Below are 12,287 nucleotides of genomic sequence, written 5' to 3' on the forward strand. Positions count from 1 at the left end.
ACCAATGACTGAAAAACCACAAGTAGTAAACCAGGTCATGAACCTGCTCTCTGACAGCTATGATGAGACCATCGAGTGTCTGAAAGGGCAGATAGCTGCCTATGAAGGTCCACAGGGCCGGGGCATGGCAGGCCTATGCCGGGAGATCAAAGTAAGCCGGGCTAACCTGGACCGGGCGCTTAGCCCTAATAACAATCGTGAGCTGAGCGTATGGCTTTTCATACGCATATGCCAGCATCTGGGCCACTGGCCGGAGAGTGTTGCCTACTCGGCGACACCAGAGCACGAAAAGGTAAGCCTGCGTGTGTTGCTGTCCATACCAAAGGAAGCGGTCATAGTAGCGCTCTTAAGACTTCACTCCAGCTGATGAAAAACCAGCTGGCCATACAGACCGGAATGAAACTGTACCGCAGGCCCGATAAGCCCGGGACACCGGACTATATCCGCATCATAGACAAGCACTGTGAGGGTAACTTTCTGATCCGCATACAAAAGCCGGACGGTCAGACCACCTTCATGCACCGGTACACCATAGGCATGTACTACCAGACCAGCAGACAGCAGGAACTATTTCCCCGTGTCAAAACCTGGTGGGACCGAATAAGACAAAAATTTTTGAAACCCAAAAAGTGAAACATTCATGATCTACCTCAAAGAGATATCAGGAAAAGTAATAAGCGTAGAACCTATACGGCAGCCTAAGCGCGAGGGTGGAAAATATTGGACAAAATTTGTCCTGAAACAATACGCCCCCACCGATCAGACCACCGGTCAGCCGAGAGGTAAAGACCAGGAGTATGAGGTGAAGTTTTTCAGATCCAAGATGGAAGACATCGCCAAGTACCAGATACGGCCCGGCAAGATTGTAAACTGTAACCTCGGTCTGTATGGTGAGTCATTTCCCACACAGACGGGCCTGGGCTACTCTCTGAACCTTTCTGTACTACAGATCAATTCCGTCTCATAGGTGTAGCCGAGTAGGCAACACCGCTTTAAAACAATACACCAATATGACTACAGACACCAAAAACGCTAACAAGTCCCCCGGAGCTAATCCGCAGGATGGCTCGGGGGATGTGACCCGCACCAGGGAGGAAGCCAACGCGATGGAAAGATTCTTTGCCATAGAAACACATCGACTAAAATTTAAGGACGGTGGGATCAATGCCTCGCAGGAAAAATGGACCATGATCTTCGAACTCGGTAGGCCTAAGGTGGTCTTTGACAAACACTACAAAACCGTACGCATCCATGAGGACAGTGCGGACGTCATGAAAGTAATTGTAAAAACTTACCTGGTATGAGCACTGTAAAAGAATATCCCATACTCTTTCAAACCGACATGGTAGAAGCCATGCTCCGGGATGAGAAAGACGTGACCCGCAGGATCCGTGGTAAAGAGCTAAAGATCATTAACGAGAATCCGGATGATTGGCACTTTGATCGGACAGAAATGATTGATGAAGAATTGCACTTCGTTTTTCACTATGCAATGGCCGGTGCGGAATTAATTATGAAATCTCCCTACGGCAAGCCAGGTGATTTGCTTTATGTGCGGGAGACGTGGAGATTAGCTCATCACTATGGGTACTTTGGTGAAGATCTGATTGAGTTCAAAACCGGAGATGTTTTTTTTATGAGTGATATGGTCCATGCTAGAGTCCTGACAGGTGATGACCAGTTGATCCCTCAATCAGATTGGAAACCTTCCATTCATCATCGTAAATGCTTCTCACGCCTCTGGCTGGAAAACGTCAGCATCCGCATAGAGCGGCTGCATGATATCACGCGATCTGATGCTAAAAGGGAGGGCATCGAGCCAGTCACAACTCCAGGATTTATGATCACATGGAAAAATTACAATGGATGGACATCCTTTGGCGACCCACTAACTTCTTATATGACCCTTTGGGACTCCATAAACCTTAAAAGAGATGGGGGCATGTACGCATATGACAGGAATCCATGGTTGATCAGGCTGGAGTATAAGGAGCTCAGTAGAAATGGGAGGCCGGGGATATGACTAACCATAAAACCAAACCAAACCCAAAAGACCGGCGCAAGTCCCTGCGGATACTGGCAGAAATCATGTACAATCAGTATATTGATAGTCTCATAAAATCGGAAACCAGATGAAATGCTTAATTACAGATAAAGAATGTGAATACACCTGTGACTCAAACACCGGAGGTCATGCCGGTGATGATTGTAAGATCAAACACAGGCAGATTATGAAAGAGGATAAGTGGACTCTTCGAATATTTTTTGCCATTATCGTGGCTTTTGCTTTAACCTTACTTACTCTCACGCTTTTTTATTAAACTATGTACCTGGACCAATCCACATTCACAAACAAACGAGCATTAGGCTATCTGCGAAAGTCCACCGATGATGCCTTTCGGCAAAAATACTCCATACAGAGCCAGCGTGAGCAGATGCAGCTCTGGGCCGAGCACTTTGGCGTGATCGTAGAGCAGTACTTTGTGGATGACCACTCCGCTAAAGACTTCCACCGCCCCGGATGGGAGCAGCTCATGAAGTACCTGGAAAAGTATCATAATGCCATCAACCTGGTGCTGGTCATAGACTACTCCCGCTTCAGCCGCAATGATGTGATGGCATACGTCTACATCAACCAGCTGGACCAGTGGGGCATAGAACTACAGGCCATCGATCAGCTCTTAAATTACGAGGTACCAGAGAGCCTGATCATGCGGGGTAACTACATCACCATGCCAGCAGTAGACAACAAATGGCGATCCATCAAAGTAAAGCGCGGCATGATCCAGTCGCTCCGTGCAGGCAACTGGTGTGCCGGTCCCATGCCCCGCGGGTACTGGAAAGATAAAAACACCGGAGAGATCCACCTGACAGATGAGGGTAAGCTGATCGGCCAGGCCTTTGACAAGATAGCCCACCATGACTACAACATCCGGGATGCCCAGGTTTTCCTCAACCTACGTGGTATAAACGTGACCTTTAAAGCGCTTAGTAAGATGCTCCGAAATCCCTTTTATAAAGGGCACATCGCTCACAGTTTACTGGGTGATGAAGTAGTGAAAGGGAAGCAGCCTGCCGCAGTAAGCGCTGCCACCTGGGAGGTCGTACAGGAGCTACTCACCGGCAATAAAAAAGGAGGTCGCAGGGATGACCTGTACCCGCTCAAAGGCTTACTCTCCTGCCCCGGATGTGGCGCCATGTACACCGGCTACCAGGTGAAGCGAAAGCAAAGAGCTGACGGCTCCTATCGCGACAAAAAAAGCAAACCCATCTACTACAAGTGCAGTTGCAGTAATGTATCTGGTAAGCTGCTGCATGAGCGGTTTGTAGAGCTGCTCTCCTGCCTTTCCCTCCATCACGATGACGTCCAGGACTTCCGCACAGAACTCACCACCGTCTTTAACACCATGCAGGGAGACACCAGGAGCACAGCCATACGGCTGAAAAAGCAGATAGCCAACCTTAACTATTTTATGGAAAAGACTGAAGAAAAATTTATCCGGGAGCAGCTGGACCGGCCTACGTACGAAAAGCACATCAAGCGTACGAAAGCACAGCTGGCAGAATATGAGAAAGAGTTGAAAAAGCACGTGCAGTTATCGAACCCCTCTAAATTCATCGATCACTGCATGAAGTTGCTCACAAAATCGGCCAAACTATGGCAGGAAAGCAGTATTTTGGATCAAAGGAGGCTCCAAAACTTAGTCTTCCCGGAAGGTTTAATGTATGATAAGGCTAAAGGTGAATATCGAACCCCTCGAATTAATTCAATTTTTACCGTAATGAACTCATTTTCAGAGGGTACAAATGAAAAAACCAGCCTTCCACGAGGTGGAAAACTGGCTCATTCGCTTGTGGCAGTCCCAAGGGGAATCGAACCCCTGTTTCCAGGATGAAAACCTGGCGTCCTAACCCCTAGACGATGGGACCGGGTATCTTAATTTATTTTACAACCACTTTTTAGTTGTCGTCTAACTTTCGGTTTTCATCCCAGTCTGAAAACCTGGCGTCCTTGCCGGATGCACCTAGTCGGCCACCCTAACCCCTAGACGATGGGACCGGGTTATCTTTTCCTAACCCCTACCGAGTCAGTCGTAGGCTTGCCGAAGACTGAGATGATGGGATCGGATTACCAAAGTTTAAGAAGCTTTTTTAGATGCGTTCTTAAGTTTGGGAGTGCAAATATAGACTTGTGTTTAATAATTACAAATGCACCTCTCAAAAAAATTATAAAAAAATAAAAGCCGCTCAAAAGCGGCCTTTATCAAGCATATTTAAGGATCTGTTTTAAAGAGCAACAGGATTTCCATATTTATCTACAAGTACAGGGCTCCCCGGACCATCTACTTCTAAGCGATCATACTGAGTAGCCTTATCCCCTACGATCACAAAGATCATATTATTCAAGTCCATATATTGGTCTACCATTTCTTTCACTCTATCCACAGTCATGTTTGTAACCGCATCTTGCTGTTGATCAATATAATCCTGCGGCAGGTCATAGGTACTTATATTCTGCAGAATACCAATTAAACTGTATAAAGTCTCAAACTGACGAGTGTTTTCCTTGATCATAGAGGACTGCGTTTTATCCAGTTGCTCTGCATCATAGTTCTCACCATAACTACTGATAATCTCTTTGAAGGTATCTAAAGACTCCTTAGTAACATTTGATCGAACACTTGAAGTTGCCTGAAACGAACCCCTATCGAATGTCTGCCGGGTCACAAATGAATAGGCACCATACGTAAAACCTTTTTCCTCTCTAAGCACCTGGAATAGCTGACCGCTGGAACCACCACCTAATCGATCATTACTGATCATTAAATCGTTATAGACCGGGTCATCACCAGGTACTGTCAACCGACCTATACGGATCACAGACTGCTTGGCATCCGGAATATCTACAAAATAAACTTGCGGTTCTGTGGGAACCTCTGCTGGAGTATAAGAAGGAATGTTCACTTCTTTGGCTTCCCACCCAGAAGCTATTTTACTCAGTGCCTCCATCGCTTCACTTTGGCTTACTGCCCCTGCTACATGATAATTAGCCACTGTCGGAGAGAAATTTTTCTCATAGTAAGCTTTCACATCATCCAGTGTAGTGCTTTCCACGGTCTCAATATATCCTACCGTAGGATTTGAAAGTATATGATCATCACCATAAAGCATCTTGTTCATCACCACGGCAGCCACGGAATTTGGATTGGCCTCACGCTGCTGAATGGTATTAACTGTGCTCTTCTTGATACGCTTAAACTCTTCATCATCCCAACGGGGCTCAAGCAGAATCTCAGTCACCAGATCCATGGTCTTCTGATAATTTCTCGCCAGACAATTTCCGGATATAGTAATGTATTCGTCAGAAGTATACATATTGATGGATGAGCCCAATTGCCCAATGGCATCCTCCAGCTCTTCAGGAGTTTTATTGGCTGTTCCTTCCATCATCAGATCGGTGATCATGTTTGCTGCACCTATTTTCTCCGGGTTATCCACATACAGTCCGCCCATAATTCTAAGGGAGAATTGAACCAATGGAAGCTCACCGGATTCAATTCCATATACGTCTACGCCATTCTCCGTAGTACTGGTCCAGATGGTAGGAGGGCTCACTAAGGGTTCTTCACCAAAAGGAGGTTCAACCGAGCGATCAAAAGATGAAGGTGTTTTTTCTATAGCGAGATCCTCCTCTTTATCAAGCACTTCATTTGGCTGATAAGCTGTAATTTCTTCTTCTACTACATCTGCCTGAGCTGCTGCTTCCATTGCCAGGTCAGTAGAACCTTTAGGTACAAAATTAGTGACAATGTGGTCTTTATCTTTGATGTACTCACGGTACACGCGCATCACATCCTCTTTGGTCACGCTTTTTATATTCTCGATATCCTTGGTAATGTAGCCGGGATCACCTGCATATTCATTGTAAAAAGCCAGTTGAAGAGACTTGTTGAAAACGCTGGAGATGCCATTATAAAACTGGGTTTCCTGGCGAGCCTTAATCCTGTCAAGGTCCTTCTGCGAAAAGCCCTCCTGCTCAAACTTATCCAGTGCATCTTTCACAACCATTCGCACACTATCCAGATCCACTCCCTTATTCGCTCGAACCCTGATGGTAAAAGTACCTGCCAGTTCGCTTGAGCTATGATAAGCATTAACCCCTGACTCAGGAGCCAATTCAGCTTCTTCAACCAATGCTTTGTAAAGAGGTGCTCTCTTTCCATCAGTAAGGATCTCTTGCAGCGCATCCAAAGCCCACTGATCAGAATGATAATTTTCTACGGTAGGGTAGGTCATTCTGAGTTCGGGAAGACTTGCGAAATTATCTTCGTGATAGAACACTTTGGTTTCATCCAGTGAAACAGGCATGGGCTCCATCGGGGTATCAACACCACGTGAAGGTATCTCCCCAAAGTACTTTTGGACCATTTCTTTTACCTCAGGCTTATTGAAATCACCTGCAATCACTAAAGTGGCATTATTCGGGCCGTACCACTTATTGTAAAATTCCTTTACATCCTCAAGAGTAGCATTTTGCAGATCCTCCAGTTCTCCTATTACGGTCCAGTTATAAGGGTGACCTTCCGGGTACAAGGCTTTTCGGATTACATAATCCGTATGTCCATAAGGTTGGTTGTCAACTCGCTGACGTTTTTCGTTTTTCACAACAGGCTTCTCTCCTTCCAGATCAGCCAGTGTAACTGCATTGATGAAAAAGCCCATTCTGTCTGACTCCATCCAAAGCACCTTTTCCAAAGCATCCTTTGGAACAGTCTCAAAATAGATGGTAAAGTCATTGGAGGTACCTCCATTGAATGAGCCGCCCCATTCATTTATGTTTTTGAAAAAACCTCCATCAGGCACATTTTCGGACCTTTGAAAAAGCATGTGCTCAAAAAAGTGCGCAAAACCGGTTCTCCCGGGCTTTTCCCGGTTAGACCCTACATGCACCACAATAGAAACTGCGACGATAGGGTCTGAATTATCTTCATGAAGTACTACTTCCAAACCATTATCAAGGGTATACTTTTCAAAGGGAACGGAGAGTACTTTAGACTCTTCCTTTTCAGGCGAGCAGGAAACAAGCAGAAACATGGCAAAAAGCGCAGGAATCCACTTTGGGTAATTCAGTTTCATAGTATGATTTTTATTTTTAAAGAAATGTAAGTTCGCTTGGAATTAAAAGAATTCAGAACGGTTTTACATAAATGGTAGTTGACCGAAGTGAGTGGAAATGTCATCCCGGAAATGTTTGATAAAATAATTTAAGCAGGGATTAAACTAAACAATCAACTAATTTGCTTGTCAAAAATCTAGTTATAGATTTGCAGAGAATTATTTTGAATAATCCACAAAAAACCAAATAACATGTCAAAAATCAAGATCGGAATTAACGGATTTGGACGAATAGGGCGTCTCGTATTCCGCGTAGCTGCTGAAAAGGAAAACATTGAGGTCGTTGGTATCAATGACCTCATCAATGTAGAATATATCGCGTACATGCTGAAGTACGACTCTACGCATGGTCGTTTCAAGGGGTCAGTAGAAGTGAAAGATGGTAAACTTGTAGTAAATGGATCTGAGATCCGTGTAACTTCAGAAAAAGATCCTGCTAACTTGAAATGGGGTGATGTAGGAGCCGATTATGTAGTAGAATCTACCGGACTTTTCTTAACCAAAGATAAAGCTGAAGGGCACATCAAAGCTGGTGCTAAAAAAGTGATCATGTCTGCTCCTTCGAAGGATGACACGCCAATGTTTGTAATGGGTGTAAACCAGGACAGCTACACTCCTGACATGCAATTTGTATCCAATGCTTCATGTACAACAAACTGTCTTGCCCCGATAGCAAAAGTTTTGAATGACACTTTCGGTATCGAGAGTGGCCTGATGACTACCGTACACGCAACTACTGCAACTCAAAAAACTGTAGACGGACCATCTATGAAAGACTGGAGAGGTGGACGTGGCGCCGGCCAAAACATCATCCCTTCATCAACTGGTGCGGCTAAAGCGGTAGGAAAAGTAATTCCTGAGTTGAATGGAAAGCTTACAGGTATGGCTTTCCGCGTACCTACTCCGGATGTTTCTGTAGTAGACTTGACCGTACAGCTGAAAAAAGAAACCTCTTATGAAGAGATCTGCAAAGCAATGAAAGCTGCCTCAGAAGGTCCTTTGAAAGGAATTTTGGGATACACTGAGGATGATGTGGTATCTAATGATTTCCTCGGTGACCCGCGAACTTCGATTTTTGATGCAGGTGCTGGCATCCAGCTTACTCCTACATTCGTAAAAGTTGTGTCATGGTATGACAATGAGTGGGGTTATTCTACTAAAGTGGTTGAACTGCTTGAGTTCATCGCAACTAAAGGGTAATTCATCATTTCAAATAAAATCAAAGGCTGGGTCTATCGATTCAGCCTTTTTTATTGCTCTTCTTAAGCTCAGAGTCAGCCTATAATTTAAAGCACTCTCTACAAGATTTCTTATAACCAAATAAAAACGGTCTCCCTCCTCGTACTGCCAGCGGCATTTCTTTAGGATAGAGCTCAAACTTAATGTTCTCTTTCTGTATCTGATCATCCAGACTGGAACCCAGCGCCAGGATCGTCAAAGATTCGTGATTTTCATACCAGACTTTAGTAAGGATCTTAGCTAACATACCACAGGTGAGTACTACCACCGCGTTTTCAGGAAATTTCATCCCCTTATATTTATCATATTCCAGATAGGAGTTTCGGAAAGGCACCTCGATGATGCGTTTCGGATCCAGGGTAATCCCAACATGTCTGAAAAATGAAAGGTCCTGATACTCGTTGGTAAAAAAGTAGATTTCACGCCCCTTCAGTGCATACAGCAACCGTGGCATGTAGGCAAGGTTATGGTGAATAGCCATGGCCTGTACTTTGTATTCATAGTCTCCCACAACCTTATCTGCCAGCTTTCTTAGCCTGCCATGATGCACAGAACACGGTACGCCAACAAAATATCCTTCTTTTCGAAACTGCATGGCCTCATACAGCCTCCGGGCAAGATCCGGGTCATACTGTTGCTGCTTGCGTCCGTACCATTCATTGTGATGATTCTCTTTGAGGTAGTCCCTGATAAAGGAAAGCTCCCCGTCATTGTAATGCGCGAAACTTAATGGTTCCCTTTCTTCCAGTCGCTTAACAATTCGCTCTGTTGCTTCAGTGACCTGTCCAGCCTTATTTACTTTGAACCGGAATAGCTTATCAAACTTCTGTGTCCATTTATTTTTCTTGTTAATCTGAAAAAATTCCTTTCGTGTACGTTTTCTGATCTCTTTCGAAAGGGATGACGGTATAGAGTCACTCACATCAGGCTTCGGGTCAGTGATCAAAAAAGCAGGCCGGTTTTTAGTGATCAACTGGTAAAACGTGCCTTTTTCCTCCTTTACGTTAAGTGGGTATTTCAAAACACTTTCCATCTGGTGCTCAGCCAGCACCTGGCGCTCATGGATCTGGTAAAGCAACTCATACATCCAGCCTCTTTTCAGTTTGGGCCTGGAAGATCGCTGAGTTACTGCAAAGGTTTCCTGATTATGATCCAATAAAATTTTCACCTGATGGACAAAGCACCCGTTAGCAGCATCCGCATAATAGCGATTCATAAGCACGTTTAAAGAATCCTCACCAGGATACTTATCAGTTACATCCTTCAAAAGGTCGGAGAGACTTTCAGAAGGCCCTACGAATGCTGAAGTATCAATAAAATTGTATCGCCTATGGGGTCTGGGGTAATGTTTCCAGTAGAAGTAAAAGAGGTCAGCGTTATCAAATTTCAGGTGTGAAGATGTGGGAAAGGTAATCGAATCACTTGCTATTTGGTCTAGTTTTGCAGCAAAATCAGCACTCAGGGAAATCCTGTCAGCCTCCCATATGACCAACACAGGAGAATCCGCTTTTTTTAGTTCGCTGATCAAAACTTTTAGCTTTTCCCTGGGGTCTGCAACAGGCCCAATAGGCTTAAAGTCAAAGCCTTTATCCATAAACTGGGTCTTCAGATGCTGATTTTTTTCATCAGAGCTTTGAAAACCTATAACCACCAATTTGTTTTCTCCCATATCGGATTTACCTGATCGGCAACAAAGCTAGTATGAAATGAGCATGTTGCTCAACCCAGTTACCAGAAAACAGCCAGAGCTTTTTATCAGACATTAAAAGGGTGGGTGGTAATACTTGAAATCAGATCTTTTCTTTCGGTGGTCCTTTTTTATGATCTTTGAGGCAAAAAGAAATAAGACCAATTTAATGGGTAAAATCTTTGAGATACTTCGCTATTTGAAATTAATTCTGTTTCCCGGGCTTTTTATTCCGGGAAAGAAAACGAATGACAAAAATCAAGGTATTGTCTTTTCTTTTACTACGTTGCCCAGCCGCATAAAAAACATCAAGCCAACTGTAGCTTCTTTGCTTGATCAGAAAGTGAGACCAGATAAGATCATCCTGAATATCCCTAAGTTTTCAAAACGAGAGCAAAAAGGGTATGAAATCCCCGGATACTTAATGAAATGCCCTTATGTACAGGTAAATGAAGTTGACGAAGACTTAGGCCCGGCAACCAAACTTTTGCCATCATTGAGACTATTAAAAGGATCGGATACTTTAATCATCGTCGGTGATGATGATGAAATTTATCCGCGAAGGCTCTTTGAAAATTATGTAAATCAGCAATCCGATTTTAAAAAATCAGTAATGGCTATGGTTGGATGGAATACTCCAAAGGACTTTATACACTCCCATAAACGAATAAAATTCGGGGCAATAGGAAGCATTCCGAAATCAGCCTCTAAGATTCTGGAACCAACCCAGGTAGATTGCGTTCAGGGTGCGTCTACCTTTGTGGTCAAACCTTCATTTTTCACCTCAGAAGTTTTCGATTACTACAAGGCTCCAAAAGAAGCATTTTTTGTAGATGACATTTGGGTAAGTGGTAACCTGGCTAAAAACAACATCCCTGTTTATGTGGTCCCGGCCCCTTTTCGATATGCTCGTATGAAAGTACCATCTCACCTCTTATTTAGCGAAACACTTCACCGAAAAGAAAACAAGTCCGGAGATAATAATTCTGCCATTTACGAGCATTTTAGTGAAGAATGGCCGTCCTTTAAAGAGTAATCAGCAGTGCCTTTTATTAACATTGCAATCCGATGAACAAATCAAAACCGCATCAAATACCAAATCAGTACCATTTCATATGGATGGGGCCTAAAAAGCCCTATTTCCTTATAGTGGCTATTCAATCGGTGTTGCTTAGATGTGATGGTGCTCAGGTGATTTTATGGGTAGATCGTAAAGATGACAAATCTCCTTCACTGGAACAACTCAAAAAGAACCAACGCTTTTCCATACAAAAAATCGATATTACGCATTTTGCTGATCAGTTAGAAGATGGAGTAGTAAAGGAAGTCATCCGAGAAAATTTTGATATTGCTGGTACCAAAAGCAATACAGCCAGGAAACAGCCTTCCAGGCCCGTAGAACGGTCTCGTTCAAATCTACTGAGGTACCTAATACTCTATCTTTACGGGGGTATCTACCTGGATGCCGATACCATTGTCTTAAAAGACATGTCACCGCTCCTTCAGGAAAACAGTGGCTTCATTGGAAAGGAAAATGCAGCCTGGCCAATCCATAAAAGAGAGCAGGCTTTTCATCGATTTTTCTGGGGGCCTTTACTTGAGGTAGTTCGGTTCATAGCAATTAAGCTACCATTTGGTTACAAACTCAATGGCCTATACAGGCACCTCTGTTCAGCCTCTGAAAACAACGCTGTTCTAGGGTTTAGCGCTAAGCACAACTACCTGCTTGAATGCTTTAAATACATTGCTGAAATGGACAAAGAAGAAATTCTCAAATCACTCCGCCTAGGTCCTTTTCTCCTCCAGCGAGTGTCCAGGCAATACCAACATAAGGATTTAAAAACCTATCCTGAAGATTACTTCTATCCTTATGGTCCTTTGATTTCAGAACACTTTTTTCTGCCCAGAAGAAATGCCAAACACGTCAAAAATTATATGGTGGATAATACCACGCACGTTATTCACTGGGGTGCCTCCTCCAAGCTCCTCAGCGGTTATACAAGAGAAAAATTTGCAAAACAAGGAGATCGATCAGTTTTTACTTTACTTGAGAATGAAGTAATAAGTCAGTACGATCAACTGTTTTCAGAAAATTCAGACAACTAATATCTTCAAATTGCGTTTTTCGTTTTCTTAACAACATTCATTTTAACTTTGCGCTTCTGATCTAACCAGGCGTAAAATT

General features: G+C 43.7%; 12 protein-coding genes, 1 tRNA gene and 1 pseudogene. 10 read left to right on the forward strand and 4 right to left on the reverse strand.

Annotated features, from left to right (window positions below; translation table 11 throughout):
* The first annotated feature begins 4 nt into the window (after positions 1 to 4).
* The 7 genes and pseudogenes from AC3E9V_RS17210 to AC3E9V_RS17240 form a co-directional block, all read left to right on the forward strand.
* Positions 5 to 367, forward strand: a complete 363-nt coding sequence (locus AC3E9V_RS17210) for a hypothetical protein (protein WP_488749382.1) — start codon at positions 5 to 7, stop codon at positions 365 to 367.
* Positions 367 to 633 (forward strand): hypothetical protein, encoded by a 267-nt coding sequence (locus AC3E9V_RS17215; RefSeq protein WP_488749383.1) that lies wholly within the window; start codon positions 367 to 369, stop codon positions 631 to 633. The genes AC3E9V_RS17210 and AC3E9V_RS17215 overlap by 1 nt, the downstream gene beginning before the upstream one ends.
* A 7-nt stretch (positions 634 to 640) precedes the next feature.
* The gene (locus tag AC3E9V_RS17220) at positions 641 to 967 is read left to right on the forward strand and encodes a hypothetical protein (protein ID WP_488749384.1); all 327 of its coding nucleotides are present in this window, start codon (positions 641 to 643) and stop codon (positions 965 to 967) included.
* Between the two features lie 43 nt (positions 968 to 1,010).
* On the forward strand, positions 1,011 to 1,304 hold the full coding sequence (locus AC3E9V_RS17225; protein ID WP_488749385.1) for a hypothetical protein: 294 nt from the start codon (positions 1,011 to 1,013) through the stop codon (positions 1,302 to 1,304).
* Positions 1,301 to 2,023, forward strand: a complete 723-nt coding sequence (locus AC3E9V_RS17230; RefSeq protein WP_488749386.1) for a hypothetical protein — start codon at positions 1,301 to 1,303, stop codon at positions 2,021 to 2,023. The genes AC3E9V_RS17225 and AC3E9V_RS17230 overlap by 4 nt, the downstream gene beginning before the upstream one ends.
* A 109-nt stretch (positions 2,024 to 2,132) precedes the next feature.
* Positions 2,133 to 2,321, forward strand: coding sequence for a hypothetical protein (locus AC3E9V_RS17235; protein WP_488749387.1), 189 nt, complete (start codon positions 2,133 to 2,135; stop codon positions 2,319 to 2,321).
* A 3-nt stretch (positions 2,322 to 2,324) separates the two neighbouring features.
* Positions 2,325 to 3,068 (forward strand): annotated as a pseudogene (locus AC3E9V_RS17240) (recombinase family protein); the annotation flags it as partial.
* Between the two features lie 102 nt (positions 3,069 to 3,170).
* Here AC3E9V_RS17240 and AC3E9V_RS17245 read toward each other — a convergent pair.
* The 3 genes from AC3E9V_RS17245 to AC3E9V_RS17255 all read right to left on the reverse strand — a co-directional run bounded on the left by AC3E9V_RS17245 (position 3,171) and on the right by AC3E9V_RS17255 (position 7,137).
* Complete coding sequence (locus AC3E9V_RS17245) at positions 3,171 to 3,590, reverse strand: hypothetical protein (protein ID WP_488749388.1); 420 nt, start codon at positions 3,588 to 3,590, stop codon at positions 3,171 to 3,173.
* 265 nt (positions 3,591 to 3,855) lie between these two features.
* A tRNA-Glu gene (locus AC3E9V_RS17250) sits at positions 3,856 to 3,930 on the reverse strand.
* A 357-nt stretch (positions 3,931 to 4,287) separates the two neighbouring features.
* Positions 4,288 to 7,137, reverse strand: a complete 2,850-nt coding sequence (locus AC3E9V_RS17255; protein ID WP_488749389.1) for a M16 family metallopeptidase — start codon at positions 7,135 to 7,137, stop codon at positions 4,288 to 4,290.
* Positions 7,138 to 7,368: 231 nt separating this feature from the next.
* Here AC3E9V_RS17255 and gap point away from each other — a divergent pair, with 231 nt between their 5' ends.
* Positions 7,369 to 8,376: a type I glyceraldehyde-3-phosphate dehydrogenase gene (gene gap, locus AC3E9V_RS17260; protein ID WP_488749390.1), complete on the forward strand. Its 1,008-nt coding sequence runs from the start codon at positions 7,369 to 7,371 to the stop codon at positions 8,374 to 8,376.
* Between the two features lie 79 nt (positions 8,377 to 8,455).
* Here the strand turns inward: gap and AC3E9V_RS17265 are convergent, their stop codons facing one another.
* Positions 8,456 to 10,084 (reverse strand): hypothetical protein, encoded by a 1,629-nt coding sequence (locus AC3E9V_RS17265; protein WP_488749391.1) that lies wholly within the window; start codon positions 10,082 to 10,084, stop codon positions 8,456 to 8,458.
* A 187-nt stretch (positions 10,085 to 10,271) separates the two neighbouring features.
* On the opposite strand from AC3E9V_RS17265, the gene AC3E9V_RS17270 reads away from it, so the two are divergent.
* Together AC3E9V_RS17270 and AC3E9V_RS17275 are read left to right on the forward strand one after the other, a co-directional pair.
* Positions 10,272 to 11,138: a hypothetical protein gene (locus tag AC3E9V_RS17270; RefSeq protein ID WP_488749392.1), complete on the forward strand. Its 867-nt coding sequence runs from the start codon at positions 10,272 to 10,274 to the stop codon at positions 11,136 to 11,138.
* A gap of 32 nt (positions 11,139 to 11,170) precedes the next feature.
* Positions 11,171 to 12,208, forward strand: coding sequence for a glycosyltransferase (locus tag AC3E9V_RS17275; RefSeq protein ID WP_488749393.1), 1,038 nt, complete (start codon positions 11,171 to 11,173; stop codon positions 12,206 to 12,208).
* Positions 12,209 to 12,287 lie beyond the last annotated feature (79 nt).

The organism is Marinoscillum sp. HNIBRBA16962 (genome assembly GCF_057801515.1).

Coding starts and splice junctions, on each gene's coding strand:
- AC3E9V_RS17210 (WP_488749382.1), top strand. CDS start 5: ATGACTGAAAAACCACAAGTAGTAAACCAGGTCATGAACCTGCTCTCT.
- AC3E9V_RS17215 (WP_488749383.1), top strand. CDS start 367: ATGAAAAACCAGCTGGCCATACAGACCGGAATGAAACTGTACCGCAGG.
- AC3E9V_RS17220 (WP_488749384.1), top strand. CDS start 641: ATGATCTACCTCAAAGAGATATCAGGAAAAGTAATAAGCGTAGAACCT.
- AC3E9V_RS17225 (WP_488749385.1), top strand. CDS start 1,011: ATGACTACAGACACCAAAAACGCTAACAAGTCCCCCGGAGCTAATCCG.
- AC3E9V_RS17230 (WP_488749386.1), top strand. CDS start 1,301: ATGAGCACTGTAAAAGAATATCCCATACTCTTTCAAACCGACATGGTA.
- AC3E9V_RS17235 (WP_488749387.1), top strand. CDS start 2,133: ATGAAATGCTTAATTACAGATAAAGAATGTGAATACACCTGTGACTCA.
- AC3E9V_RS17255 (WP_488749389.1), bottom strand. CDS start 7,137: ATGAAACTGAATTACCCAAAGTGGATTCCTGCGCTTTTTGCCATGTTT.
- gap (WP_488749390.1), top strand. CDS start 7,369: ATGTCAAAAATCAAGATCGGAATTAACGGATTTGGACGAATAGGGCGT.
- AC3E9V_RS17265 (WP_488749391.1), bottom strand. CDS start 10,084: ATGGGAGAAAACAAATTGGTGGTTATAGGTTTTCAAAGCTCTGATGAA.
- AC3E9V_RS17270 (WP_488749392.1), top strand. CDS start 10,272: ATGGGTAAAATCTTTGAGATACTTCGCTATTTGAAATTAATTCTGTTT.
- AC3E9V_RS17275 (WP_488749393.1), top strand. CDS start 11,171: ATGAACAAATCAAAACCGCATCAAATACCAAATCAGTACCATTTCATA.